This is a genomic window from Corallococcus caeni (assembly GCF_036245865.1).
Classification (GTDB): domain Bacteria; phylum Myxococcota; class Myxococcia; order Myxococcales; family Myxococcaceae; genus Corallococcus; species Corallococcus caeni.
Map to the genome: position 1 here is coordinate 19,563 of NZ_BTTW01000006.1, position 25,998 is coordinate 45,560.

At 71.4% G+C, this 25,998-nt stretch carries 22 protein-coding genes; 13 read left to right on the plus strand and 9 right to left on the minus strand.

Annotation, left to right across the window (positions count from 1 at the left end):
* Nucleotide 1 precedes the first annotated feature (1 nt).
* The gene (locus tag AABA78_RS24380; RefSeq protein ID WP_338266281.1) at nucleotides 2-1,792 is read right to left on the minus strand and encodes a M4 family metallopeptidase; all 1,791 of its coding nucleotides are present in this window, start codon (nucleotides 1,790-1,792) and stop codon (nucleotides 2-4) included.
* A gap of 360 nt (nucleotides 1,793-2,152) precedes the next feature.
* Between AABA78_RS24380 and AABA78_RS24385 the strand changes: the two genes are divergently transcribed.
* Nucleotides 2,153-4,351, plus strand: a complete 2,199-nt coding sequence (locus tag AABA78_RS24385; RefSeq protein ID WP_338266282.1) for an FUSC family protein — start codon at nucleotides 2,153-2,155, stop codon at nucleotides 4,349-4,351.
* Nucleotides 4,352-4,512: 161 nt separating this feature from the next.
* Here the strand turns inward: AABA78_RS24385 and AABA78_RS24390 are convergent, their stop codons facing one another.
* The gene (locus tag AABA78_RS24390; RefSeq protein WP_338266283.1) at nucleotides 4,513-6,108 is read right to left on the minus strand and encodes a HEAT repeat domain-containing protein; all 1,596 of its coding nucleotides are present in this window, start codon (nucleotides 6,106-6,108) and stop codon (nucleotides 4,513-4,515) included.
* 102 nt (nucleotides 6,109-6,210) lie between these two features.
* Between AABA78_RS24390 and AABA78_RS24395 the strand changes: the two genes are divergently transcribed.
* The 4 genes from AABA78_RS24395 to rsmB are packed head-to-tail and all read left to right on the plus strand — an operon-like array spanning nucleotide 6,211 to nucleotide 10,099.
* Nucleotides 6,211-6,801 carry a signal protein gene (locus tag AABA78_RS24395; RefSeq protein WP_171413835.1) on the plus strand — a complete coding sequence of 197 codons (591 nt, stop codon included), beginning with the start codon at nucleotides 6,211-6,213 and terminating at the stop codon, nucleotides 6,799-6,801.
* Between the two features lie 34 nt (nucleotides 6,802-6,835).
* Nucleotides 6,836-7,774, plus strand: coding sequence for a methionyl-tRNA formyltransferase (fmt, locus tag AABA78_RS24400; protein ID WP_338266284.1), 939 nt, complete (start codon nucleotides 6,836-6,838; stop codon nucleotides 7,772-7,774).
* A 49-nt stretch (nucleotides 7,775-7,823) separates the two neighbouring features.
* On the plus strand, nucleotides 7,824-8,786 hold the full coding sequence (locus AABA78_RS24405) for a type II 3-dehydroquinate dehydratase (protein WP_338266285.1): 963 nt from the start codon (nucleotides 7,824-7,826) through the stop codon (nucleotides 8,784-8,786).
* Nucleotides 8,783-10,099 carry a 16S rRNA (cytosine(967)-C(5))-methyltransferase RsmB gene (rsmB, locus tag AABA78_RS24410; RefSeq protein WP_338266286.1) on the plus strand — a complete coding sequence of 439 codons (1,317 nt, stop codon included), beginning with the start codon at nucleotides 8,783-8,785 and terminating at the stop codon, nucleotides 10,097-10,099. Before AABA78_RS24405 ends, rsmB begins: the two co-directional genes overlap by 4 nt.
* Nucleotides 10,100-10,103: 4 nt before the next feature.
* Here rsmB and AABA78_RS24415 read toward each other — a convergent pair whose 3' ends face one another.
* Together AABA78_RS24415 and AABA78_RS24420 are read right to left on the minus strand one after the other, a co-directional pair.
* Entirely contained in the window at nucleotides 10,104-11,003 is a 900-nt protein-coding gene (locus tag AABA78_RS24415; protein ID WP_338266287.1) for a LysR family transcriptional regulator, read from the minus strand.
* Between the two features lie 129 nt (nucleotides 11,004-11,132).
* Nucleotides 11,133-11,441, minus strand: a complete 309-nt coding sequence (locus AABA78_RS24420; protein WP_338266288.1) for a hypothetical protein — start codon at nucleotides 11,439-11,441, stop codon at nucleotides 11,133-11,135.
* A 73-nt stretch (nucleotides 11,442-11,514) separates the two neighbouring features.
* Here AABA78_RS24420 and AABA78_RS24425 point away from each other — a divergent pair, with 73 nt between their 5' ends.
* Nucleotides 11,515-12,624, plus strand: a complete 1,110-nt coding sequence (locus AABA78_RS24425) for an MJ1255/VC2487 family glycosyltransferase (RefSeq protein ID WP_171421120.1) — start codon at nucleotides 11,515-11,517, stop codon at nucleotides 12,622-12,624.
* Between the two features lie 30 nt (nucleotides 12,625-12,654).
* Here AABA78_RS24425 and AABA78_RS24430 read toward each other — a convergent pair whose 3' ends face one another.
* Both AABA78_RS24430 and AABA78_RS24435 read right to left on the minus strand, forming a co-directional pair.
* Entirely contained in the window at nucleotides 12,655-13,695 is a 1,041-nt protein-coding gene (locus tag AABA78_RS24430) for an SDR family NAD(P)-dependent oxidoreductase (protein WP_338266290.1), read from the minus strand.
* Between the two features lie 37 nt (nucleotides 13,696-13,732).
* Nucleotides 13,733-14,242 (minus strand): peroxiredoxin family protein, encoded by a 510-nt coding sequence (locus AABA78_RS24435; RefSeq protein ID WP_338266291.1) that lies wholly within the window; start codon nucleotides 14,240-14,242, stop codon nucleotides 13,733-13,735.
* A 165-nt stretch (nucleotides 14,243-14,407) separates the two neighbouring features.
* On the opposite strand from AABA78_RS24435, the gene AABA78_RS24440 reads away from it, so the two are divergent.
* The 3 genes from AABA78_RS24440 (at nucleotide 14,408) to AABA78_RS24450 (ending at nucleotide 17,912) form a co-directional block, all read left to right on the plus strand.
* Entirely contained in the window at nucleotides 14,408-15,541 is a 1,134-nt protein-coding gene (locus AABA78_RS24440; RefSeq protein WP_338267198.1) for an aminotransferase class I/II-fold pyridoxal phosphate-dependent enzyme, read from the plus strand.
* A 160-nt stretch (nucleotides 15,542-15,701) separates the two neighbouring features.
* Nucleotides 15,702-16,586 (plus strand): hypothetical protein, encoded by an 885-nt coding sequence (locus AABA78_RS24445; protein ID WP_338266292.1) that lies wholly within the window; start codon nucleotides 15,702-15,704, stop codon nucleotides 16,584-16,586.
* Nucleotides 16,587-16,625: 39 nt separating this feature from the next.
* Entirely contained in the window at nucleotides 16,626-17,912 is a 1,287-nt protein-coding gene (locus AABA78_RS24450; RefSeq protein ID WP_338266293.1) for a hypothetical protein, read from the plus strand.
* Nucleotides 17,913-17,938: 26 nt separating this feature from the next.
* On the opposite strand, the gene AABA78_RS24455 is transcribed toward AABA78_RS24450, so the two are convergent.
* Complete coding sequence (locus AABA78_RS24455; protein ID WP_338266294.1) at nucleotides 17,939-18,991, minus strand: hypothetical protein; 1,053 nt, start codon at nucleotides 18,989-18,991, stop codon at nucleotides 17,939-17,941.
* Between the two features lie 389 nt (nucleotides 18,992-19,380).
* On the opposite strand from AABA78_RS24455, the gene AABA78_RS24460 reads away from it, so the two are divergent.
* Both AABA78_RS24460 and AABA78_RS24465 read left to right on the plus strand, forming a co-directional pair.
* Nucleotides 19,381-20,121, plus strand: a complete 741-nt coding sequence (locus tag AABA78_RS24460) for a PP2C family protein-serine/threonine phosphatase (RefSeq protein ID WP_338266295.1) — start codon at nucleotides 19,381-19,383, stop codon at nucleotides 20,119-20,121.
* A gap of 201 nt (nucleotides 20,122-20,322) precedes the next feature.
* Nucleotides 20,323-22,140: a methyl-accepting chemotaxis protein gene (locus AABA78_RS24465; RefSeq protein ID WP_338266296.1), complete on the plus strand. Its 1,818-nt coding sequence runs from the start codon at nucleotides 20,323-20,325 to the stop codon at nucleotides 22,138-22,140.
* Nucleotides 22,141-22,168: 28 nt separating this feature from the next.
* Here the strand turns inward: AABA78_RS24465 and AABA78_RS24470 are convergent, their stop codons facing one another.
* Entirely contained in the window at nucleotides 22,169-22,933 is a 765-nt protein-coding gene (locus AABA78_RS24470; RefSeq protein WP_338266298.1) for an SDR family NAD(P)-dependent oxidoreductase, read from the minus strand.
* A gap of 117 nt (nucleotides 22,934-23,050) precedes the next feature.
* Here AABA78_RS24470 and AABA78_RS24475 point away from each other — a divergent pair, with 117 nt between their 5' ends.
* Both AABA78_RS24475 and AABA78_RS24480 read left to right on the plus strand, forming a co-directional pair.
* Complete coding sequence (locus AABA78_RS24475; protein ID WP_338266300.1) at nucleotides 23,051-24,052, plus strand: DUF1028 domain-containing protein; 1,002 nt, start codon at nucleotides 23,051-23,053, stop codon at nucleotides 24,050-24,052.
* Between the two features lie 49 nt (nucleotides 24,053-24,101).
* On the plus strand, nucleotides 24,102-25,283 hold the full coding sequence (locus AABA78_RS24480) for an acyl-CoA dehydrogenase family protein (RefSeq protein ID WP_171437152.1): 1,182 nt from the start codon (nucleotides 24,102-24,104) through the stop codon (nucleotides 25,281-25,283).
* Between the two features lie 72 nt (nucleotides 25,284-25,355).
* Here AABA78_RS24480 and AABA78_RS24485 read toward each other — a convergent pair whose 3' ends face one another.
* On the minus strand, nucleotides 25,356-25,871 hold the full coding sequence (locus AABA78_RS24485; protein ID WP_338266304.1) for a DUF2058 family protein: 516 nt from the start codon (nucleotides 25,869-25,871) through the stop codon (nucleotides 25,356-25,358).
* Nucleotides 25,872-25,998: the final 127 nt, after the last annotated feature.

Below are 25,998 nucleotides of genomic sequence, written 5' to 3' on the forward strand. Positions count from 1 at the left end.
ACTACTTGGTCACGCCGACGGCGGTCCAGGCCTCGGCGACCTTCTTCGCCTCGGTGGAGTCCTTGCCGTACAGGTCCGTGGCGGCCTTGATGGTGGCGGCGCGGGCCTGGGAGAAGTTCGTCTGCGGCGTCATGTACGTGGTGAGCGCGCGGCCGAAGATCTTCAGGCTCTTCTCCATGCCGATGCCGTCCTTCACCTCGATGCCGGACGTCTTGTTCTTGCCGCCCTCGGTGAGCAGGTAGAAGGCGTTGTTGGCGATGCCGCTGGAGCCGTGGACCTCCGTCTGCTTCGGGTAGTTCTTGTAGTTGTCGATGGAGTAGCCATCCGACGTCGGGTCGTTCATGTAGCGGAGGGCGTCCGTGTTGTCGCCGTTCTTGGGCGTCCACGCGTCCTCGCCCACCGCCCAGTCGAACTTCACCGCGCTGTTCTTCTGGCTGGCGTACCACTCCACGCCGGTGCCCATGATGTCGCTGAAGGACTCGTTGAGGCCGCCGGACTCGCCCTCGTACTCCAGGCCCGCGGTGCGCTCGGTGAGGCCGTGGCTGATTTCGTGGCCGGCGATGTCCAGCGTGGTGAGCGGGCCGGAGTCCTTCCCGTCGCCGTCGCCGTACTGCATCTTCTCGCCGTCCCAGAACGCGTTCACCAGGTTCACGTCGGTGTGCACGTAGGAGACGAGCTTCTCACCCTTGCCGTCGATGGAGTCGCGGCCGAGGATGTCCTTGTAGAAGTCGTAGGTCATCTCCGCGCCGTAGTGCGCGTCCACCGCGGTGGCGGCGCGCGACGGGTCGGTCTTCTCGCCCCAGACGTCGTTCTTGTCGACGAAGCCCGTGGTGCCGGACGCCTCCGCCTTGTTCTTCGCGTCGTACGTCACGATGCCCTTGCCGCGCGTCTTGTCCTCCAGCGAGTACGTGCCGTCCTTGTTCTTCGTCGTCTGGATGTCGACCTTGCCGCTGTACATCGTCTGGTCGTCCGCCACGCGGCCGGTGCCCGGCGTGGTGGGCGTCGTCGGCGGGGTGGGCGTCGTCGGCGTGCCGGAGGTGCCGCCGGCGCGCCTGGCGTTGGTCGTGCGGTCCAGGTGGCTGATGGTGTTGTACTGCTTGAGGGACTCGCCGGTGTTCGCGTCGATGAAGTAGTTCATCGAGCGCGGGTCCTTGCCGTTGGACACGGACGTGTCGGTGAGCGTCACGTGGAAGGCGGCGTGGTACTGGCCGTCCTTGCCCTTCACGATGACCTTCTCCGCCGTGGGGGCGCGGGACGTGTCGCCGTTGAAGTCCTTCTGCGCCACCGCCAGCGCGTCCTTCGCGTTGAGCTTCGTGGGCGCCTTGCCCAGGCCCGCGGGGATGTTGGACACGTCGCCCGTCAGGCTGTCGAACTGGCCCTTCGCGTCCAGGTGGCCGATGACCTGCTCACCCGCGACCTTCACGCCCTCGTGCATGCGGTCCATGCGCACGTGCGTCATGCCCAGCTGGTCGCGCTCCACCGAGCGCGGCGCGAACGACGTGCCGCCCGTGATGCCCGTCAGCTGCGGGTTCTTCTGGTTCACGTACGCCACCGTCTGCTGCACGGCCTGCTGCGCCTGGGGGCTGGAGAGGTCCACCGGGCCCGGCGTCAGCTTCTGGCCCACGCCGTTCAGCGCCACCGTGGCCTTCGCCTTGGAGGGCGCGCCCGCGCTGAAGCTGGACTGCGAGCTCATGCCCACCGGGCCCTGGGGCTTCACGGTGTTCACGGGCTTCGTGTCCGTGCGGTTCTGGGTGGCGACAACGGGCTTGGAGAGGTCGGTGCGCAGGGCCATGGGGGGGAGGCTTTCGGGGCAAGGTGAAGCGGACAAATTGATTCTCGTGTCAGCCGTCCGGATGTTGCGTGTGGGTGGCTGCTTACACGGTCATGAGTGGGGTCATCCTCATGAATTCACTGATGAAGTTTCCGTCCTACATCCGCCCCGGAAGCACATCCCGACCGGTAGGTAGGCAGGTGCGCCGGGTTGTATTTCCGTTCATTTTCACCCTGCCTGTGCACGGCCGTCCACCCACCGCCGGTCGCTGGTGCCCTGGCCGCCTGCTCGCCCTGCCTGTGGGCCGGCAGGGGCGGATTCCGGCGCTCGCGCGCCCCATCTTCTTCCTCTGGGAGACGTTCACGGGAGGAAGGCGTGGGGATGCGCGGGGACGGAGGCGAGCCGGTGGCGGAGGGCTGGGTGGCGCCCCGGGGGCGTGCGGCCCGGGGACACCTGCCCCGCCACGTCGCGGGCCTCTTCCGCTTCCAGCCGGGCCGACCCGCGGTGGCCGCGGGGCTGCGCACGTCGCTGGCGCTGGGCGTGCCGCTCATCGTCTCCGCGCTCCTGGGCAGGCCGGCCGCGGCGTGGGCGGGCATGGCGGGGCTCTTCGTCGCGCTGGTGGACAAGGGCGGGCCGTACCGCACGCGCGCGCGGGCCATGGGGGCCATGACGGTGCTGGGCGCCCTGGTGGGGCTCATCATCGCGCTGCCCAGTCCCCTCTGGGTGGACGTGGCGCTGACGTTCTTCTGGGTGACGGCGTGCGGCTTCGCGCGCAGCTACGGCGACACGCCGGGCATCGTGGGCATGCTGCTGGCGAACCTGTTCGTGGTGTCGCTGGCCCTGCCGCAGCGCGGGCCGGAGGCGGCGCTGGTGCAGGCGGCGTACTTCGTCGCGGGCGGCCTGTGGTCCATGTTCCTGGCGCTGGTGCTGTGGCCGCTCAGGCCGTACCGCCCGGCGCGGCTGGCCATCGCGGCCTGCTACGAGGAGCTGGCGGACGTCGCGGACGCGGTGGCGGGCTGGCCCATGGAGGGGCCCTCGCGGCTGGGGACGTGGGAGGCGGTGCGGCGGGCCGCGCGCATCCGGCAGGCGCTGGAGACGGCGCGCGCGACGCTGGGCGCCACGCGCCAGGGGCGCCAGGAGGAGAGCGGCCGGGGCGAGCACCTGCTGGTGCTGCTGGAGGACGCGGACGCGCTGTCGCTCTTGCTCACGGCGATGTCGGAGGCGCTGGACGAGGCGCCGCGCCAGGGGGCGTGCCGCGCGGCCCGCATCGAGGCGCAGCACGCGTTGGGGGCGCTGGCGGTGGACCTGCGGGGCGTGGTGGGGGCGCTGGCGCGGGGCTCGGTGCCGGTGCCGACGTCGTGGGACGCGGAGCGGGTGATGCGGGTGCTCCATGCGGACGGAGGGCTGCCGGAGCCGGCGCGCTCGCAGTACTCGCACGTCGCGGGGCTGCTGGGACGGCTGCGGGAGTACAGCGCGGTGGCGCTGGACGTGGCGTCCCGGCTGGAGGGCGGCGAGCCCCTGCCGGAGCGGGACACGAAGCTGTTGGGGGTGGAGCCGGGCCGGGGGCGCGCGTGGTGGAAGGTGCTGCGCGACCACCTGACGCCGGAGTCGGTGGTCTTCCGGCACGCGCTGCGGCTGGGGCTCACCGCGACGGTGGCGACGGCGCTGGCGGAGGGGCTGGGGCTCAACCACTGGTACTGGGTGACCATCACGGTGATTGTCGTGTTGCAGCCGTACGCGGGGCTCACGACGGAGAAGGGGCTGCAGCGCGTGGCGGGGACGTTCGTGGGCAGCGTGCTGGCCATGGGGCTGGTGCACGTGCTGCCCGCGCACTGGATGATGCTCGCGGCCATCGGGGTGCTGGTCTGCGTGTCGGTGAGCGTGCGGCCGCTGAACTTCACGGTCTACCAGGTGCTGCTGGCGCCGGCGCTGGTGCTGCTCGCGGAGCTGCAGACCGGGGACTGGGGGCTCGCGGGGGTGCGCATCCTCAACACGCTGATGGGCGGCGTGCTGGCGCTGGTGGGCATCCGGCTGCTCTGGCCGAGCCCCGAGCACGCGCGCTTCGCCGAGGAGGTGGCCCGCGTGCTGAAGGCGGACCAGGACTACCTGCGCGCGGTGGCGCGGACGCCGGTGCCCACGGAGGCCGCGCTGCGGGAGGCCCGGCGCAAGGTGGGCGTGGCGCTCTTGTCCGCGGAGGCGTCGTTCCAGCGGATGCTGAGCGAGTGGAAGGGGCCGGCGAAGGAGCTGGAGCCGGGGATGGCGTTGATCACCTACGCGAGGCGCTTCACCGCGGCGGTGACGGCGCTGGCGGCGAGCCGCGCCTGGCATCCGGAGTCGGACCTGGAGCCGGTGGTGCGCTACGCGTCGGACGCGCTGGGGGAGCTGTCCGCGGCGCTGGTGGCGCGGCGCGTGCCGTCCGCACTCAAGCGCGAGGTGCCGGGACTGGAGGGCACGGACGCGCTGGCGCGCACGCAGGTGACGCGGCTGGTGCGCCAGCTGGGCGTGCTCCACCACGCCTTGGAGCGCATGCCGCCCGCGCTGCGCGCCTCGGAGGATGGCGCCACGCCTGTTCCCGCGTGACTGCCCCCTCGGAGGCGAGGCCTCGCGCGACCGCGACGAGCGCGGGTCCCAGCACCGCGATGCTTCGGTCGCACGGTAGGCCCGTGCGACCGTGACCGGTGCTGCCTGCGCGGAAGGGCACCAGCGCGTGCCCTCCGCGCCTCACGCTTCCTGGAGACTCGCTACGCCCGCTCCAGCTTGACCAGCAGCCGGCGCAGGTCTTCGTTCACGCGCACGAAGTTGGAGTTGCCCTTCTCGTCCTCCAACTGCTTCTTCATCGCGGGCAGGGACGCCTCGCGCAGTTTCTTCGCCGCGCCGGGGGCGTCCGCCAGCCAGTCCACCGCCTGGATGACCGTGGCGCGCGCCTCGGTGTCGCGCTCGGCGAGCCGGGTGGCCAGCGTCGGGCCCTGGTCCGCGGCCCCCAGCCGCCCCAGCTCCAGCGCCGCGCGCTGCAACAGCACCGCGTCCGCCTTGGGCAGCCGCTGCGACCAGCAGCCCGCGTCGCCGTTGCACGCCTGCGCCGCCTCCAGCACCGCCCCATACCCCTGCACCTGGTCCGCGCGCTTCTTGCCCAGCGCCGCCGGGTCGTTGCAGCCGTCCTCGCCCGTCTCCTTGCAGTCCGCCGCCGTGCGCGCCGGCTCCGCCGCCGCCAGCTTCGCCAGCACCGGCTGCTCGCGCGCATCCCCCAGCAGCGCGATGCCCTTCACCGCGATCTCCCGCGCGTACCAGTCCCCGGTGCCCGCCGCCTTCTCCAGCGCGGGGAGCGCGTCCCGGCTGCCCACCAGCGTCAGCGCCCGCACGTACGCATCCCGCACCGTGGGATCCTGCTCACCCACGAGCCCCGAGAGCGGCTTCACCGCCTCCGGCGCCCGCATCCGCCCGAGCGCGTCCGCCGCCTGCATCCGCACCAGCGCTTGGATCTGCGGATCCGAGTGCGTGAACGACAGCTGCTTCAAGAGCGACGGCACCGCGCGCTTCTCCCGCAGGTCGCCCAGCACCTGCGCGGCCTTCATCGGATAGCTGGCCGGGTTCACGCCCTGCGCCTTCGCCCACGTGAGCAGCTCCGCGTCCTTGCCCTCCAGCACCGGCAACAGCGCGTCCGCCGCGGGCGCGCCCAGCTGGAACAGCGCGAAGCTGCTCTCCACGTAGAACGACACGCCCCGGCGCTCCTTCGTCAGCGTGCGCATCAGCGCCGGCACCGCGCGAGGGTCTCCAATCTGCCCCAGCGCCTCGATGGCCTTCTTGTTGAGGAACGGCTCCGTGGCCTCGTCCGTGGCCAGCTGGATGAGCGGCTCCACCGCCGGCTTCGCCTTCATCGCGCCCAGCACCTGGATGGCCTCGATGCGCGTGTAGTTGTCCTTGCTGCGCAGGAGGGGCACCAGCGACGGCACCGCGCGCGCGTCTCCAATCCGCCCCAGCGCGCCCACCACCGCCTTGTTCACCTGCTGCTCGGACGTGTCCGACGCCCCGGGGTCCAGCGCCGCCGTCAGCGGCTCCAGCGACGTCGGGTGGTGCAGGTCCCCCAGCGCCCGGGCCACCGCCGCCTTCACCTCCGGCCGGCGCTCCGAGGACAGCCGCGCGTGCAGGAAGGGCAGGAACTGCTCGTTGACGTTGCCCGACGTGCGCATCGACTCAATCACTCGCACCCGGTCGTCGGGCCGCTTGGCCCCCTCCAGGCTGGACTGCCAGTACTCCGGCGTCTTGGGGTCCTCCTTCTTGCAGCCTCCGAGGGCGAGGCAGGACACCGCCAGGGACAGGGCGACGAATGAGCGGGACATGGGGCTCCTTTGCGTCCGAACGACAGGCTTTCGTCGGGTGTAGACCTGTCCTGACGAAGGACGCAAACCTCCCCCACCTCCTGGGGTACGCTGGTCAACGACATGGCCCCTGCTGAAGACAGTCGTAACGCGTCGCGTCCGACCATCATGCGCCGGACGTACCTGCTCGACCGGGAATTCCAGCTCAAATACATCCTGCTGCTCACGGGGATGGGCGCCGGGAGCATGCTGCTGTTCGGCGTGCTCGCCCACCAGGTGCAGCGCATGGCGGCCGAAGGCGGCCTGTCAGGCGAGGAGACGCTCTGGTGGCTCACCGGCGTCGCCACGGTGGGCCTGGGCATCGCGCTCGGGTTGTTCGGGCTCCTCTTCACGCACCGTGTGGCGGGCCCCGTCCACGTGATGAGCCTCTACGTCGCGGCGCTGGCGGCGGGCCGCTACCCGCGCCTGCGCCCGCTGCGGCGCAAGGACGAGCTGCGCGCCTTCTTCGCGCGCTTCAGCGAAGCGGTGGACCGCATCCGACAGCGCGAGGCGGACGAGGCGCTCGCGCTGGAGAAGGCCCTGGACGTCCTCAAGGACGTGGCCACCACGCCCGAGTCCCGCGAGGCCCTGGCCACGCTGGAGGCGCTGCGCACGCGCAAGCGCCAGGCGGTGGACCCGTCCGCGCCGCCCGCCACGTTCAAGTCCGTGGCCTGACCCCCATCCCTTTCTCCCAAGAGATTTCCCTCACATGAGCAGCCGACCCCGCATCGTCTTCATGGGCACGCCCGAGTTCGCCGTGGCCTCGCTGGAGGCCTGCTTCGACGTGGGCGACGTCGTGGCCGTCGTCACCCAGCCGGACAAGCCCAAGGGCCGGGGCAACGCCGTCACCGCGCCGCCCGTGAAGGAGCGCGCGCTTCAGAAGGGCATCCCCGTGCTCCAGCCGCAGAAGCTGCGCACGCCGCCGTTCTCCGAGGAGCTGCGCCAGTACGCCCCCGACGTCTGCGTGGTGACGGCGTACGGGAAGATCCTGCCCAAGGACCTGCTGGCGCTTCCGGTGAAGGGCTGCGTGAACGTGCACGCCTCGCTGCTGCCGCGCTTCCGGGGCGCCGCGCCCATCCAGTGGGCCATCGCGCACGGCGACAGCGAGACGGGCGTGTCCCTGATGGTGATGGACGAGGGGCTGGACACCGGCCCCGTGCTGGCGATGAAGCGGCTGCCCATCGCGCCGGACGAGACGAGCGCCACGCTGCACGCGAAGCTGTCCGCGCTGGGCGGCGACGTCCTGCGCGAGTCCCTGCCGCGCTACCTCAACGGCGAGCTGACGCCCCGGCCCCAGCCGTCGGAAGGCATGGTCCTGGCGCCCATCATCGACAAGGAGAACGGGAAGCTGGACTTCACGAAGCCGGCGGTGGAGCTGGACCGGCGCCTGCGCGCCTTCACGCCGTGGCCCGGCGCGTACACGCTGCTGGGTGGCAAGGTCTTCAAGGTGCACCGGATGCAGCCGGCGGCGGGGAAGGGTGAGCCCGGGACGGTGCTGTCCGCGGGGCCGGAGGGCATCGAGGTCGCCTGCGGCGAGGGCTCGGTTGTCTTCCTGGAGGTCCAGCCGGAGGGCAAGCGGGTGATGCGCGCGGCGGACTTCCTCTCCGGAAACAGATTGCAGCCGGGCAGTCAGCCGTTCACGTCGTGAGCGCGCCCCCGAGCGCCATGTGGAATCCTTGCGCGATGGAGTCTCACGGATGGGCATGAAGCTGCTGGTGTTGCACGGGCCGAACCTCAACCTCCTGGGGGCGCGGGAGGACGTCGCGGGGGGCCGCCTGCCGGACCTGGACGCGGCCCTGCGCGCGAAGGCGAAGGACCTGGGGCTGGAGCTGACCATCGTCCAGTCCAACCACGAAGGCGTCCTCATCGACACGCTCCACGCCGAGCGCAAGAACGTGGAGGGCATCCTCATCAACCCGGCGGGCTACTTCACGTCCTACGCGCTGAAGGAGGCGCTGGAGGCGGTGGGGCTGCCCGCCATCGAGGTGCTGCTCAAGCCGCCCGCGCGCGAGTCCGTGGTGGCCGAGGCGTGCGCCATGCAGGTGCTGGGGCTGCACGGCTTCGACCCGTACATCCAGGCCCTGGAGACCTTCGCGAGCGGCATCTTCCACCCCGCCATCCCCGGGCCGGTGAAGACGCTGGGCCGCCGCAAGAAGGGCGCCTCCGCGGAAGACGACGAGGGCTCCCGCCCCAAGCCCAAGCTGGTGGGCCGCGTGCACCCGCTCAAGAAGGCCGACCCGCCGGAGCCCACACCGCTGGCCGCGCCCGCGCGCTCGCTCCGGCGCACGGTGGAGGCCGGAGGCCCGCTGAAGACGCTGGGCCGCAAGTCCACGCCCACCGTCGTGAAGGGGGAGGGCAAGGCGGGCAAGACGCTGGGCCGCGCGGCGAAGGCCGGGGCCACGCCCGCGTCGGACCTGCTCACGCGGGCGCTGGTGCGCCAGAAGATCGCGGACCGGCTGGCCGGACGGCTCAGTGAAGCGGAGCTGGCCACCTGGGCCCGCGCGAAGTATCAGCAGGTCCAGCGTGGTGAGCCGGCGGAGAGCGGCCACCGCGAGCTGCTGGAGGACAGCCTCCAGAGCCTCACCCTGTCCCATCTGCCCGCGACGCGGCTGACGGACACGCAACTGGTGGACCTGATGACCCGGCTGGAAGAAGGATGAACGCCCGTATCCTCGCCATCAACATCCTGTCGCGCGTGCGCGCCACGGATGCCTACCTCAACGTGGTGCTGGACACGGTGCTGTCGGAGTCGCCGCCGAAGGACCCCCGCGACGCGGCGCTCGTCACCGAGCTGACCTACGGCACCACCCGCCGGCAGCTCGCGCTGGACTACGCCATCACCCGCTTCGCGGACCGCAAGCTGGACGCGCTGGAGGACAAGGTCCTGGCCGCCCTGCGCGTGGGCGCCTACCAGCTCTTCCACACCCGCGTGCCCGCGCGCGCCGCGGTGGCCGAAACCGTCCAGGCCCTCAAGGACGTGGGGCTCGGGCGCGCGGCGGGCTTCACCAACGCCATCCTGCGCAAGCTGTCGGAGCTGCCCTCGCCGCCGCTCCCCGCCCAGACGGACCCGGTGGAGTACCTGTCCGTGCGCGAGAGCCACCCGCGCTGGCTGGTGGAGCGGTGGATCCGCCAGTTCGGCCGCGAGCGCGCGGAAGGAATGCTCGTCGCCAACAACCTCCCGCCCGCCGTCGTCGTGCGCGCCAACAGCTCCAAGGTGACGCGCGACGCGCTGCTCGCGCAGCTCCGGGACGTGGGCGTGGACGCGCGCGCCACGGACGCGTCGCCCGTGGGCATCATCCTGCCGCCCGTGGGCCGCGTGGAGGACGTGTACGGCTACTCCGAGGGGCTGTGGCAGGTGCAGGACGAGGCCGCGCAGCTCGTGGGCGTCTACGGCGCCATCCCGGAGTCCGCGCGCGTGCTGGACGCGTGCGCGGCGCCGGGCGGCAAGGCCTGCCACCAGGCGGAGACGCACGACGTCGTCGCGGTGGACCTGCACGCCAACAAGCTGCGGAAGATCGAGGCGGAGGCCCAGCGGCTGGGGCTGTCCGGCCGCCTGAAGGCCTACGCGCACGACGCGTCCGAGCCGTTCCCGGAGAGCTGGGGCGAGTTCCACGCGGTGGTGGTGGATGCGCCGTGCTCTGGGCTGGGCACGCTGCGCCGGCACCCGGAGCTGCGTTATCGCCGCAAGGAGGAGGACGTGGCCCGGCTGGCCACGCTCCAGCGGCGCATCCTGGAGAACTGCCAGGAGGCGGTGCCGCCCGGGGGCCTGCTCGTCTACGCCGTCTGCACGCCGGAGCCGCAGGAGGGGCAGGACCAGGTGGACATGTTCCTGCGCAGCCACCCGGAGTGGACGGCCGAGCCGCCCGTGCTGCCCGGCCTCAAGCTGCCGCTCGCCCAGGCCTGGCTGCGCACGCTGCCCGGGCCGGAGGGCTACGACGGCTTCTTCGCGGCCCGGCTGCGCAAGCTCTACTGAGCCGTCAGTCCTCGTGCGGAATCAGGGCGGCCTGCTTGAAGGCCTCCAGCACCGCGGCGGACGCGCGGTCCAGGTACTTGCCCTTGCGGATGAGCAGGCCGATGGGGCGCGACACGGGCCCTTCGGCGAAGGGCTTCGCCACCAGCGAGCTGTTCTTGATCTCCGCGTGGGCCGTGGCGAGCGGGAGGATGGCCACGCCCAGGCCCATCTCCACCGCGCGCTTGATGGTCTCCACGTTGTCCATCTCCATCACGGGATTGATGTCGATGTTCTTCTCGCGGAACAGGCGGTCCAGCGCCTTGCGCGTGGGGGCCTCCCGGTCGAAGGCGATGAAGGGCACGCCCGACAGCGCGGTGATGCTCACCTTCGCCTTGCTGGCGAACGCGTGGTTGGGCGCGCAGACCACCGCCAGCTTGTCGTCGCGGAACGGCAGGATGTCCACGCCCGCGCGCGGCTGCGGATAGGCCACGATGCCAATCTCCGCCGCGCCCAGGATCACGTCGTCGTAGACCTGATCATTGCGCCGGTAGTTCAGGCGCATGTTGACCTTGGGGTGCGTCTTGAGCAGCTGCTTCTGCACCGCGTTCAGCTCGTGCAGACCCACCGAGTAGATGGTGGACACGGTGGTCGCGCCCTGGACCTCCGTGGCCTGCTCGCGGATCTCCTGCTCCACCTCCGCGAAGCGCGCCAGGATCTCCTTGCAGCCCCGGAACAGGCGCTCGCCCGCCGGCGTGGGCGTCACCTGCCGCGCGCTGCGCGAGAGCAGCTTCTGCTCATAGCGGTTCTCCAGCGCGCGGATCTGCTGGCTCACCGCGGACTGGGTCACGTGATTGAGCTGCGCCGCGCGCGAGAACGAGCCCGTCTCGACCACGTCACAGAACATCTTCAATGATTCGAGCTGCATGGGCCGTCTCCTACCCTCAAACCTAATGGCCGGGCCAGTGGTAATTAGTTGACCTACCCCGCGCGCGAAAATGACCTACAGGAAAAAGGCGCCCGGCTGCTTGCGCGGCGCGGCGAAATCCTTGGGCTCTCAAGCGCTGGGGTCATGAGGCTCGGAAGGGGGCTCGGAGGGTGGGCGCGGGCGGGTGAGGGCGAAGAGGGCCGCGCCCAGGGCGACGAGCGCACCGCCGGAGAGCGTCTGTAGGCGGCCCAGGTCGCGGTCCGTCTCCCGGTTGAGCTGGCATTCCTGCGCGGACAGGCCGGTGCAGTCCGCGGGGACGAACACGGCCTTCACGCCCAGGCCCAGCAGCCCCAGTCCGCCCAGCATGAGGCCCGCCACGCCCCCGAGCGCCGCGGCGCGCAGGACGGAGGCACCCCGGGGCGTGGGCAGGGAGGTCATGGACCGGGAGGCGTAGCACCGTCCCGGGCCGGAAGGGACAGGGGAGGGTGTCCCGGGCGTATGCTTCCGGACCATGCGAATCCTGTATGGGGTCGTCGGCGAAGGGATGGGCCACGCCACGCGTTCACGCGTGCTGCTGGAGGCGCTGACGAAGGAGCACGAGGTCCACATCGTGGTGTCCGGCCGGGCGCAGCACTACCTGGCCCAGCGCTTCCAGAACGTGCACGGCATCTGGGGGCTCACCATCGCCTACGAAGGCAACTCGGTGAAGAAGTGGCAGACGGTGCTGCAGAACCTGAAGGGCGCCGTGACGGGCTGGCCGCAGAACGTGCGCCAGTACTTCGACCTGGTGGAGGGCTTCAAGCCGGACGTGGTGGTGAGCGACTTCGAGACGTTCAGCTACCTGTTCGCGAAGAACCACCGGTTGCCCGTCATCAGCGTGGACAACATGCAGATCATCAACCGCTGTCAGCACGACCCGGCGCTGCTCGCGGGCCACGAGGAGAGCTTCGAGGCCTCGCGCGCCATCGTGAAGGCGAAGCTGCCCGGGGCCTTCCACTACCTCACCACGACGTTCTTCTACCCGCCGGTGCGCAAGCGCCGCACCACGCTGGCGCCGTCCATCCTGCGGCCGGAAATCCTGGCGGCGAAGCCGGAGGCCGGTGAGCACCTGCTCGTGTACCAGACGGCGACGACGAACACGCACCTGCCCGAAATCCTCAAGCAGTCCGGCGTGCCGTGCCGCGTGTATGGCCTGCGCCGCGACCTGAAGGAGGACCTGGTGGACGGCAACCTCACCTACCGGCCCTTCAGCGAGGCGGGCTTCATCGACGACCTGCGCACCGCGCGCGCGGTGGTGGCGGGCGGCGGCTTCACGCTGATGAGCGAGGCCGTCTACCTGCACAAGCCGCTGCTCAGCATCCCCGTGGGAGGCCAGTTCGAGCAGGTGCTCAACGCCCTCTATCTGGAGAAGCTGGGGTACGGGATGTATGTGAAGGAATTGGGCCTGGACGCGCTCAAGACGTTCCTGTCGCGCGTGCCCGCCTGCGCGGAGGCCCTCAAGGGCTACGAGCAGGACGGGAACGTGAAGATGCTCGGCGCGCTCAACGACCAGCTGGCGCAGGCGTACGAGCACCGCGGCCACTGGCGCATGGAGCTGGCGGAGATGGACGGCAAGGCCTGAAGCCGCCGTCCACCGGGTGTCCCTGGCAGGTCAGTGCAGGGACACCTCGTTCTCGTTGTTGCGCTCCGCCGCGCGGCGGCTCATCTCCGTGAGCCAGGAGCGGGTGAGGGGCGTCTCGCTCTGGCTGCCCTTGTAGCGCTCCGGGGTGCTGTCCTGGGGCAGCCGCCGGTTGATGGCGTCCAGCACGGCCGCGGTGAGGTTGGGCGCCAGGGCGCGGCCCACCGCGCCCAGCTTCGCGGGCATGCCCACCAGCGCCTCCGCGTCACCCCTGCGGCATGCCTCGATGATTTTTCGCGCCACGCGCTCGGCGCTCATCGACACGCCCATCATCGAATTGCTCACGTGGAACCACGCGTACTCCTTCTCGTGGTCGCCCTTGAAGGTCGCGTTGCGCGGGCTGCCCGTGCGGATGAGCGACGGGCACACCGTCGTCACGCGGATGCCGTCCTGGGCCAGCTCCGTGCGCAGCCCGTCCGACAGGCCCACCAGCGCGAACTTGCTCACGGAGTACGGCACCAGGTGCGGGATGCTCAGCTTGCCGCCCATGGAGGACACGTTGAGGATGCGGCCCTCGCCGCGCGCCTTCATGGCCGGCACCACCGCGAGCGTCGTGTACAGCGGCCCCCACAGGTGGACGTCCACCGCCTCCTCGAAGTCCTCCAGCGTCATGGACTCCAGCGGGCCCACCATGATGACGCCCGCGTTGTTGATGAGCACGTCCACCGCGCCCCACTGCTCGTGGACGGCGCCCACCATCGCGTCCACCTGCACCTGGTCGCGCACGTCGCAGCGCAGGGAGAGCACGTGCCCGCCGATGCGCTCCAGGTCCGCGTGGGCGCGCTGGAGCGATTCGACGTCCCGGCCGCAGATGGCCACGCGCGCGCCCTCCTTCAGCAGCATGCGCGCCATCACCAGCCCCAGGCCCCGGGAGCCGCCGGTGATGACGACCGTCTTGTCCTTGAAGCTGAAGCGCGGCCGGAGCGCGCGCGTCAACCCCACGGCGGCCCCCACCCCGGCGGCAAGCGCGCCCAGGGAGAAGCCCTTTCGCTCGGTGTGTCGTCGGTCAGCCATGGTGCGACTCTCCAGGGAAGGGGTGTGGGGCCGGGCGCTAGGGATTGGAGGCCGCGACCTGGTCTTCCTGCTCGCGGGACACCTCGCCGTGGAGCGCGGGCGGCTCCTGGCCGGGCAGCTTCTTGAGCTCCGCGCGCATGCGGCGCAGGGCGTCCTTGCCGCCAATGCGGTTCTTCAGCCGCCCATCCGTGCCGAAGAGGAGGAAGGCGGGGTGCTTGTCCACGCCGTAGGCCTTGGCCATGGAGCCGTCATCCATGGCGATGGGGTAGCGCAGGCCGTGCTCGCGCGCGAAGCCCTCCACCTTGTTGGTGTCCCGCAGCTCCGTCTCGGAGTGGGTGACGTCCACGCCAATGACCTTCAGGCCCTTGGGCCCGTAGTCGACGATCCACTGGTTCACGGCTTCGAACTGCGCGGCACAGTCCGCGCAGTCCATGGTCCAGAAATGCAAGAGGACGGGCAGTCCATCGAGCTCCGAGACGTGGACGGGGGCGTTCACCCACCCTCCATCCGGGTCCAGGAGCGTGAGCGGGATTTTCGTCGAGGCCATGCGGGCTCCCTCAAGGGAAGTGGAAAGCGCTTCAACGGGACGTGACTCAAGCTATGCATGCGTCACCGGCTGCTCCCGGCGGCGCGCCCGTCCGCTCGCCTGTCCGGCAAGGTGTGGTGGCCCGCTCCACCCCCCGGTGGGCAGGCAGGCGGCATGGAGGACGTGATGCGCATCCCCGACTTCGACCTGGAGCGGTACTTCGCGCGCTGGGAGTTCGCCGCGCCCTACCTGCTGTGCGCCTCCGACGTGGAGGGCTGGCGCATGGCGGACCTGCTGGCGCTCGCGTCGCCGGAGGACCGCGCCCGCTGGGACGGGTTGACGCTGGGCTACACGGAGACGCCCGGCCTGCCCGCGCTGCGCCAGGCCATCGCCGGGATGTACCCGGGCCTGTCCTCCGAGGACGTCCTCACCTTCGCGGGCGCGCAGGAGGCCCTGTTCGTCACGATGAACGTCCTGCTGGGCCCCGGCACGCACGCCGTCGTCACCTGGCCGGGCTACCAGTCGCTGTACGAGGTGGGGCGCGCCACCGGCGCGGACGTGACGCTGCTTCCGCTGCGCGAGGAGGACGGCTGGGCGCTGGACCTGGACGCGCTCACCGCGGCGCTGCGCCCCGACACGCGCATGGTCGTCGTGAACTTCCCGCACAACCCCACGGGCTCGCTGCCGGACCGCGCCACCTTCCAGAAGCTGTGCGCGCTGTGCGAGGCGCGCGGCATCCACCTCTTCTCCGACGAGGTGTACCGCCTGCTGGAGTACGACGCGAACGACACGCTGCCGCCCGCCGCGTCGTGCTTCCCCAAGGGCGTGAGCCTGGGCGTGATGTCCAAGGCGTTCGGCCTGGCGGGGCTGCGCGTGGGCTGGCTCGCGACCCGGGACGTGGCGCTGCTGGCGCGCTGCCGCGCCTTCAAGGACTACACCTCGCTCTGCAACAGCGCCCCCAGCGAGCTGTTGTCCCTCATCGCCCTGCGCGCCCGCGAGCGCGTGCTGGAGCGCAGCCGCGGCCTGCTCACCGCGAACCTCGCGCTGCTGGACGCCTTCTTCGCGCGCCACGCGGACACCTTCCACTGGGTGCGCCCGCGCGCCGGCAGCGTGGCCTTCCCCCGTCTGTTGCGAAACATTCCGGTGGCTCGTTTCACTGAGTCACTGATTACCCGCGAGGGTGTCTTGCTGTTGCCGGGTGACGTGTATGGCTTTCCGGGCAATCACTTCCGGTTGGGGTTGGGACGCGCCAACCTGCCGGAAGCACTGGAGCGCCTGGAACGCTTCGTACGAGAGGGCGGTCTGGACGCGCTGACGTGACGTCGGCGGCCAGCGCGCTGCGTCAGGATTTCCACTGACACCTGGACTTTCGGCTTATCGCGTTCATCTGAAACAAGCCCTAGAGTGGTTGTCCCCTCGCCCGGCCTGGGGCCGTGCGGAAGCCCTCTCATCCCCCCGAGAGGCCAGGAGACACACCCCGATGAAGATGCTGATTGGCGCGGCCGTGACCGCCGCGACGCTGTTGGTGGGTACCGAGGCCGCCGCGACGAACTACACGCTGTGGATCCACGGCAGGAACGGCAACACGACGCAGGCGGGCAACTACAACGACTTCAGCTACTGGGGGCCGTCCACCACCGCGGCGGGCGTGAACAAGAAGGCGGTCAACTGGAACGGCACGCAGCGCGTGGGCGCGGAGAACTACCGGATCCGCAACGCGCTGGACTGCTTCTGCACGGGCACGAACTGGTGCTACATCGCCGCGCACAGCGCCGGTGACCTGCAGATCGGCTACGCGCTGTCGCTGTACGGCGGGAGCGCGCGGCAGAAGAAGAACGCCACGCCCAACGCCAACGGCGAGTGCGGCAACACGGACGGCTCCTCGCAGACGGGCTGGAACATCAAGTGGGTGGACGTGGCGTCCGGCGCGGGCGGCGGCAGCGAGCTGGCGGACCACGGCGACTGGGCGGTGAGCGAGCCGCTGGTGAGCGACCTGGTCACCACCACGGCGCGCGCCATGTACAACCACAACACCACGCGCAACGTGTGGTTCTACATGTTCGCCGGCTCCAAGGGCACGCTGTACTCCGGCATCCTCCCGGGCCAGGACGACGAGGCGGTGGCCTACCACTCCACGGGCGGTGTGTCCGGCAGCGGCAACGGGTCCTACTGCAACCCGGGCGACTGGTTCTGCGGCGGCACGCTCAACACGGGCACGTCGGCGTGCAGCGACGGCCGGGCGAAGTGGAGCTTCCACACCGTGTCCCTGCGCGATGACGGCGAGGCGTACAACCACTACGCCAACGGCAACTGGGGCGGCATCGTCTCCAAGGTGCGCGAGGACGTCGCCACGTACGCGTACTAGACTGACGGCTTCCCCCGCCCCCTCCGGCGAAGTCCGCTCATGACACGCGACGACGGTCCCGTCTCTTCCGCCTCCCGGCTGCGCCACGGCCGGTGGTTGCTTGCCCTCGTGCCCCTGGTGCTCGTGGGCGTGGCGTTCTTCTGGTGGCAGGGAAGCGAAGGGGCCGAAGCGCCGGAGGGCGCACCCGAGCCCGCCTCCTCCCCGGTGTCCGACCCCCGTGAGGTGGCGCGGGCACCGGCGGAGCGCGGCGCGGCCATGGCGGCCGAGCCCGCCGCGCCGTCACTGCTCAGCCCGGAGGCCCGCGAGCGCGAGGCCCGCCGCGAGCTGTGGCAGAAGCGGCTGGAGCGCGCGAAGCGCTCGTTGGAGTCCTACGTGGCGGCCACGCGCTATCCGCCGGAGTCGCGGCCCAGCCGCGAGCATCCGGATCAGATGGAGCTGGCGGAGCCGGAGCGCACGCGGCCCCTGAGCCCGAAGGCCGCGGAGGACGGCACCTCCGACGTGCAGCTGCGGCTCAAGCAGGACAAGGTGTTCGTCGTCGGTGACGAAGCGGTGCTCCTCGGCGTGGCGTGCGAGGACTCGCGCCGCACGCCGCGCCCGTGCGAGGTGGTGTCCGCGCTGGCGCACGAGGCGGACCACCTGGTGGGCGCTGGCGGTGTGCCGGGCGTGCCGGTGGTCTTCACGGACGCGGGGCAGGGCGGTGACACGGTGGCGGGTGACGGGATGATCACCGGGCGCTTCCAGCCGTCGAAGCAGGGCTTCGCGATGTTCTCCGGCACGCTGCGCGTGGACGTGCGCGTGCGCTCGGGGTCGCTGGAGGACTCGGCGTTCTTCGACGTGGTCTACACGCCCGCGCCGCCGGCCACGTTCACCCGCCGGGTGCGCGAGGCGGTGGAGGCGGGGTCGCTGGACCTGTACCTGTCCGTCCAGGTCCGCAAGGCGGGGCGGTACGTGGTGTCCGGCCGGCTGGACGACGAGGGCGGCGTGCCGTTCGCGTCGGTGTCGTTCAACGAGGAGCTGGCGGAGGGCGCGCAGGAGGTGAAGCTCAACGTCTTCGGCAAGCTCATCCGCGACGAGGCGCCCACGTTCCCGCTGACCCTGCGCGACGTGGAGGGCTTCCTGCTCAAGGAGATGGGCGACCCGGACCGCGAGCTGATGGTCACGCTGCGCGGGCCCGTGCACACCACGCGCGAGTACTCGCTCCAGCAGTTCTCCGACGCGGAGTGGAGGAGCCCGGAGCGCGACCGCTACACGAACGAGCTGGAGAAGGACGTCATGGAGGCGCAGAAGCAGCTCGACGCCGCGCTCAAGGACACGCCCGCGCCCTGAGCGTCACCGAACCCCGGGGCCCGGGCTCAGGACTCGAGCGGCGGAGGCGGCGGCGTGTGGGCCGCGTCGGCCTCCACGAGGTCGGCGTCCTGCACGTCGTCGATGTCCATGACCTCGTCCGCGGGCGCGGCCTCCACGTGGGGGGCCACCAAGACGCTTGGCTCCGGCTCGGAAGCGGGCGCCTCGCGCCGCGCGGCCGGGGCTTCCACGCCGGGAGCGCCGCCCGTCGCGCGGGCCTCCGCGTACGCGGCGGCGTAGGCGGCCTCGGCCTGCACGGCCTCCATCGTGAAGTCGTCCGCGTCCGCGAGGAAGTCACCCGTCGACGCGAGCAGCGGCGGCGCTTCCTGGACCCCGTCCGGTCCGCCGTCCTCCATGGTGGCCAGGAACCCGTCCGGGTCGTCCGGCGTCCCGGACGCCTCCAGGCCGGCCGCATCGTCGGACGCCTCCGCGTCCTCCGCGCCCATGTCGTCGCTCAGCGCGCGCAGCTCCTCGTCGCTCAGGCTGGACAGGTCGCCGGACTCCAGGAGGAACAGCAGGTCTTCCGCCTCCTGCGCGGAGACGGTGGAGGGCATGGTGTCCAGGTTCTGGAGCTCCCACGCGGCCGCGTCGGGCGACAGGATGTCGGACGGGTCCATGGACGGATCCGCCGGCGGGGCCTCCGCGCGGCGCTCCGCCTGCTGGAAGTGGCGCGCCTGCATGAGCGGAATCGACGTCTGCGGCGCGCCCAGCAGCTGCGCGTAGGCGGGCGCGGCGTCCTCGAAGGTGCTCTCGCCCGCGAAGGTGCGCAGCTGCGCGTTCTCCAGGAGCGCGGCCCGGGGCTCCGGGGCCTCCAGGCCCGCCGCGCGCCCCCGCGTCTCCGAGGACGTGTCCGGCGTCAGCCCCAGGTCCTCGAGCAGCGCCCCCGCCAGGTCGCCGTCGGCGTCCGCCTTGAAGTCGCTCTCGTCGGAGAAGCCCCGCCGCACCGGCTCCACCGGCGTCATGGGCTGCTGCTTCACCGGGGCGGTCACCTCCAGCTCGGTGGCGATGCCCCAGGCCCGGGACGTCGAGATGCCAGAACCCACGCGGCGGATGGAGGTCATGGTTCTCCTCGGGTGATGGCCCGCAAGGCGGGCGGCTCCTGCATTGTCCGCCGGTCCCGGCGGGAGTTGCTAGGGGGACTCGCGCGATCCCTATTGGACGCGAGGCCCGATATCCTACCGGCGCCCATGACCTCCTTTCTTGCCCCACGTCCGCATCGCGCCGCCGGCCCTGGCCTCCAGGGTGTACCGCCCGTTGAAAAGTCGTGGCGGGGCGAAGCGGGGATGGCCGCAACGTCGCTCGGCGGACAGGGGAGCGAGGGTGCGCGGAGGGAACTCGAACCCGGACGTTCTTCAAGGGCGACAACCCCGTGGGGGCGTCCCGGGGATGAAGAGACCGGGGCGCTGGCCTCCCGTTTGCTGTCTGGGAGCCTGGCCAGGAGGCGGTGGTGATGAGATTCGAGAGCGCGGGGCAGACCCACATCGGGCGCAGGCCGCACAACGAGGACGCGTACTGCGTGCTGCCCGAACGAGGGCTTTTCGTGGTGGCGGACGGGTTGGGCGGGCAGGAGGGCGGGGAGGTCGCCAGCCAGTGCGTGGTGGACACCTTCGCGGGCTTCAGCGACCGGCTGGACCGGGACCGCGACGGCACCTGGCCGGACGCGGTGGACCCCGCCCGGAGCCGCGAGGAGAACTACCTGGCCGCGTGCACCGCGCTCGCCCAGCGCACCCTGCGCGTGCGCCGCGTGGGCAAGCTCAAGGAGATGGCCTCCACGGTGGTGGCGCTCGCGGTGGGGGAGCGCTGGGCCGCGGTGGCCCACGTGGGCGACAGCCGCCTGTACCGCCTGCGCGAGGGCCGCCTGGAGTCGCTCACGCGCGACCACTCGCTCATCGAGGAGCTGCGCGCGGCCGGGCGTGAGCCGCCCGGCAACCCGGCCAACCTGCGCCATCTCATCACCCGCGCCTTGGGCACGGAGAACGCGGAGCCCACCCTGCAGCGGCTGGAGACTCAGCCCGGGGACATCTTCCTGCTGTGCTCGGACGGGCTGTATGAGCCGCTGGGCCCGGAGTTGCTCAAGGAGCAGCTGCGCGCGCCCTCCGCCCAGGCCGCGTGCGACGCGCTCGTCTCCGCCGCGTACGAGGCCGGGGGCCGCGACAACATCACCGCCGTGGTGCTGCGCGTGGCGGTCTGAGCGCCCGCCCGCGCGTCACACGCTGGGAGTGCGGGGCCCTGAACCCCACAGGTCGGCCCTGACCGCCGACCCGACGCGATGGGTCCGGCCGGACGGAGGGGGAGTCACCCGACACAGGGACTTCAATCCTTCGTTTATTCCAGGTTAATCTGGGGACTCCCCCCTCGCGTCCCCCTCCCCTCGTCCGAGCACCCGTTGCGTATGACGCTCAGTCTTGCCGCACGCCTGACCGCGGCCCTCACCGCCGTCGTTATCGCCCTCACGCTGCTCACCGTGACGTTGATGGGGCTGTCCCTGCGCTCGCGCGTGGAGTCCGAGATGGCCTCCGCCCTGACGCGGGATGCGACCCGCTGGCAGGCGCTGAAGGAGCAGGAGCTGCGGGTCCTGGCGGAGCTGGGGCACGTGGCGGTGGCCAACCCCGCGTTCGCGCGGGCCTTCTCCCGGGGGCGCGCGGAGGCGGCCGCCCTGCTGAACGAACAGCGCGCGGTGCTGGGCGTGGACCTGCTGATGCTGGTGGGCGTGGACGGGACGGTGATCGCGTCCACGGGCGAGGAGGACCTGCCGGGCCTTCCGAAGGTGGTGCGCCAGCAGGGGCAGGTGCTGCTGCCGGCCACGGGCGCGCCGCTGCTCGCGGTGGCGCAGCCGCTCCAGGCCAACGGCGCGCCGGTGGGCTCCCTGGTGCTGGGGGCGGAGCTGGGCTCGGAGGAGCTGAAGCGGCTGGGCGAGGGGAGCGAGCACCTGGAGTCGCTGCTGCACGTGGGACCCCGGTTGGTGGCGCAGTGGCTGCACGCGGTCCAGGCGCCCGCGCTGCTGGGGGCGAGCCATGAGGCGGACGGCGCCGAGGTGGACGTGGGCGGCGCGTCGCTGCACGTGGCGCGGGTGCAGGTGGGGGAGGGGCTGGAGCTGGTGATGGCGCGCGGCGCCCAGGCGGAGTGGGCGCGCATGCGGAGCACGCTGATGGCGGTGCTGGGGCTGGGGCTGCTCGTGGCGCTGCTGGCGGGCGGGGGTGTCTTCCTGCTGGTGCGGCGCATGATGGCGCCGCTGGGCGCGCTGACGGCGGCGGCGGCGCGGGTGGTGGCCGAGGGCGACTTCAGCGGCACGCTGGACATCCACTCGCACGATGAGATTGGCCAACTGGCCACGTCCTTCCGGGAGATGATGGCGCGGCTGCGCGCGGTGCTGCTGGCGCTGAAGAACTCCGCGCAGGAGCTGGAGGCGACGGCGCTGGAGCTGGCGAACTCCGCGTCGGACCAGAACCTCGCGGTGACGCGGCAGGCGGCGGCGCTGCACCAGACGCAGATCGCCGCGCGGCAGCTTCAGGAGAGCTCGCGCGCGGCGGCGCAGCGGGCGACGGGCGTGCTGCGCGAGGCGGAGAAGGCGGGCGCGGTGGGGCAGGCGGGCGAGTCCGCGGTGGCGGGCAGCGTGGGTGGGCTCACGCACATCCGTTCGCAGGTGGAGCGCATCTCCAACACGGTGTCGGAGCTGCGGCAGCGCACGCGGCAGGTGGGCGACATCACCGGCACGGTGAAGGACCTGGCGGACCAGTCCAACGTGCTGGCGCTGAACGCGGCCATCGAGGCCGCGCGCAGCGGCGAGGCGGGCCGGGCGTTCGCGGTGGTGGCCCGGCAGATGCGGTCGTTGGCGGACCAGTCCGCGACGGCCACGGCGCGCGTGCAGTCCATCCTGGGCGACATCGGCCGCGCCATCTCCGAGGCGGTGCAGACGAGCGAGGGCGGCACGCGCGAGGTGGAGGGCGGCCTGGACCAGGCGCGCGCGGCGGGTGAGAGCCTGCGCGCGCTGGCCGCGGTCATCCAGAACAACAGCGTGTCCGTGAAGAGCATCGCGGACATGGTGAGCCAGCAGGACGCGGGCATCGCGGAGCTGTTCGCCGCGCTCAGCGACCTGACGCGGCTGGCGGACGAGACGGTGGAGCGCGTGGCCACGAGCGCCGTGGCCGCCGCGCGCCTCACCACCGCGTCCCACGAGGTCAGCAACATCGTGGCGCAGTACCGCCTGTGACGGCTCGCGCGGTGAGGCCGGGCGCGCGCTACGCCGCCTCGCCACCGTCGATGGCGTAGGCCGCGCCGGTGATGGGCGCCGCCGCCTCCGACGCGAGGAAGAGGCACATCGCGGCCACCTCCTCCGGCTGGATGATGCGGCCCATGGCGCTCATCCCGGCCAGGGCCTCGCGGGCCTGCTCCTCGCTGCGGCCCGTCGTCTTGGTGATGGCGGCCGTCGCGCCCGCGAACATGTCCGTCTCCACCCAGCCCGGGTTCACGATATTCACGGTGACGTTCTTGCGCGCGTACTCCACCGACAGCGCGCGCGTCAGCCCCAGCAGCGCGTGCTTCGACGCGCAGTACGCGGACGTGTACTTCGCCCCGCGCGTCGCCGTGATGGAGCCGATGTTGATGACCCTCCCGCCGCCCGCGGAGGCCATGGCGGGCATCAGCTCGCGGCACAGGAGGAAGGGCGCCGTCACGTTCACCGCCATCACCTTCGCCAGGTCCGCCGTGGACGTCTTTGTCAGCGGCGCGGACACGGTGATGCCCGCGTTGTTCACCAGCACCCGGGGCGTGCCCGCCGCCAGGACGGTCTTGCACGCGGCGAGCAGCGCGGACTCATCCGCCACGTCCACCGTGAGCGTGCGGATGCGCTCTCCGCCTTCCTTGCGCAGCGCCTCCAGCGACTCCGCCGAGCGCGCCAGCGCCCAGACGTCATAGCCCTCGCGCGCGAACGCCAGGGACACCGCGCGGCCAATGCCCCGGCTGGCGCCCGTCACCACCACGGTCTTCGTCGTCTCGCTTGCCATGGCCGGTGAGCATAGAGCCCCGCGCGTCATCCGCGCGGACGGTGCGCGACGAAATGCATCATTTGCGCTGCCGGGGACTCTTCAAGACATCAAAGACGGCATCGGAGTCCCCTGCACATGAAGACCTTCAAGCGTGGCCTGCTGGCCCTCTGCTGCATGATGTTCGCGTCCACGTCCGCCATCGCCGCGGCGCCCAACGGCATCAACCCGCGCATCCTGGGCACGCGCGCCATCGTCGCGTGCGACGCGGTGGAGAAGTCCTGCGGCGTGGCCAGCATCTCCTTCCCCGCGGGCATCAGCGGTCTGGTGCCCTACGGCCGTCCGGACGTGGCGGTAGCCTCCATGTTCTACCCGTCGGTGGATGACGCCGAGGCGGTCATCGCCCGCACCGACGCGGGCGACACGGCCCAGGCCGCCATCGACTACGTGTTCACCGTGGATCCGTACGCGGACTACCGGCAGCTCGCCGCGGTGAAGCTCAACCCCGATGGCACCATCACGGTGGGCCAGCAGACCGGCGCGGAGAGCGCCTCACAGCGCTGCGCGGTGAAGGGCGCCACCTTCGTGGTGCAGGCCAACAACCAGACCACCGCCACCATCTGCGCCGCCATGGCGACGGGCTTCCAGCAGGCCACGGGGAGCCTGCCGCAGCGGCTGCTCGCGTCGCTCAAGGCGGGGGCCAAGGTGGGCGGCGACAACAACGGCGAGCGCTCCGGCGTCATCCGCGTCTGGAGCTCGGAGAACGACGCGGTCTTCTACACGAAGGTGCTCGCGGACGCCGTCGTGCACAGCAGCCGGAACGCGCTGCGGGAGCTGGACGTGGAGATGAACCGCTACCAGGCGGGCGTCGCCGCGCCGTACGCGTCGGACCTCATCCCGCTGGACAAGGAGACCACGAAGGTCGTGAAGCGCGTGCTGCACAAGCTCGGGTACTACGACGGCCGCATGGACGGGACCTGGAACGACGCTGCCGAGCAGGCGCTGTATGACTTCAACTGGAACAACCTCTTCTTCCTCAAGCCCACCGTGGGGGTGGACGGTCAGCGGAAGATCGACGGTCCGCTGGTCAACTTCCTGCGCGACGCGGACGTGGAAGCGCTCGCCCCCGCGAAGCACTGAGGCGCCGTTGGTTTGACGGCTCCCGCATGGCGACGTCAAGCTCGCCGCCATGCCCCGCGCCGACATCACCGACCTGTTCCGCATCGACGACCTGCTGTCCGCCGAGGAGAAGGCCGCCCGCGACGCGGTGGCCCGCTTCGTGGACGCGGAGGTGCTGCCCATCATCGGAAAGCACTTCCGCGACGGCACCTTCCCCGCGCACCTCATCCCGGGCCTGGCGGAGCTGGGCGTGCTGGGCGCGAACCTCCAGGGCTACGGCTGCGCGGGCATGAACACCGTCAGCTACGGCCTGGTGCTGCAGGAGCTGGAGCGCGGTGACTCCGGCCTGCGCAGCTTCGCGTCCGTGCAGGGCTCGCTGTGCATGTTCCCCATCCACGCCTTCGGCAGCGAGGAGCAGAAGACGCGCTTCCTGCCGGGCATGGCGAAGGGACAGCTCATCGGCTGCTTCGGCCTCACCGAGCCCGACTTCGGCTCCAACCCCGGCGGCATGCGCGCCCGCGCGCGGAAGGACGGGGACACCTGGGTGCTCAACGGCACCAAGGCCTGGATCACCAACGGCTCCATCGCGGATGTCGCGGTGGTGTGGGCGAAGACGGAGGACGGCGGCCCGGAGTCCGTGCGCGGCTTCCTGGTGGAGAAGGGGATGCCCGGCTTCAGCGCGCGGGAGATCCCCGGCAAGTTCTCCCTGCGCGCGTCGCGCACCAGCGAGCTGTCCTTCCAGGACGTGCGCGTGCCGGACCGCAACGTGCTGCCCGGCGTCGTGGGCCTCAAGGGGCCGCTGTCGTGTCTCAACAACGCGCGAGCCGGCATCGCGTTCGCGGTGACGGGCGCGGCCATCGCCTGCTTCGAGGGCGCGCGCGAATACGCGCTGTCCCGCACGCAGTTCGACGGCAAGTCCATCGCCGGCTACCAGCTCACGCAGGAGAAGCTGGCGGACATGCTCCAGGAGATCGTCAAGGCGCAGCTCTTGAGCCTGCGGCTCGCGCGCCTCAAGGACGAGGGCAAGAGCAACCCCGTGATGGTCAGCCTGGCCAAGCGCAACAACGTGAAGAGCGCGCTCGACATCGCCCGCGTGGCCCGCAGCATCTACGGCGCCAACGGCATCACGGACGACTATCCGCCCGTGCGCCACATGCTGAATCTGGAGAGTGTCTTCACCTACGAGGGCACCCACGAGGTGCACACGCTGGTGCTGGGCAAGGCCATCACCGGCATCGACGCGTTCGGCTGACGCGGACGCCGGTGGAAGCCGCGCCTCCCCTCGCTCCCGGACGGGAAGGAGGGGAGGGCACGGGAAGGAACGTCAGGACTGGGTGCCGCCTTCGCCCGAAGGCTCGGACGAAGGCTCGGAGGCAGGGGCCTCGGCGGACGCCTCGGCTTCCCCGGACTCGCCAGCTTCCTCGGAGGCCTCGGGCTCGTCGGGCGTCTCGACCGCGGTGCCGGAGGCCTCGGCGGCCTGCTGCGCCTTGAGCTCCTCGTCGTTCATGAAGCCGACGGGGTTCTCCTTGCGGTTGAAGAAGCGCACGGCCTTGGCGGACAGCGCGTACATCTGCTCGGCCGCGGCGGCGGGCACCAGCGAGTGCTCGATCTGCGCGGGCTCCGGGCGCTCCACCACGCCCAGCTCGCCGTCCTCCAACTGCTTGGCCTGGGCGGGGCTCAGCTCCATGCGGCGCAGCTTTCCCTTGCGCGTCATGAAGTAGAAGGTCGTCTCACCCGGCTCCTGCGGCACCTGGGCGCCCAGCACCAGCTCGCGCAGGGCGCGGTCCAGCTCCACCTGCTTCTTGGACTCGGCGCGCTGGTAGGCCTTGGAGCCCGGCATGGGCGGCAGCTTCGGGATGGGCTTCTCCGCGGGCGCGCCCGGACGCGAGGCCGCGCCGAACCCGCCCTGGGGACCCCGGAAGCCTCCGCCCTGACGCGGGGGACCTCCGGCACCGTGGCGCGGGGGA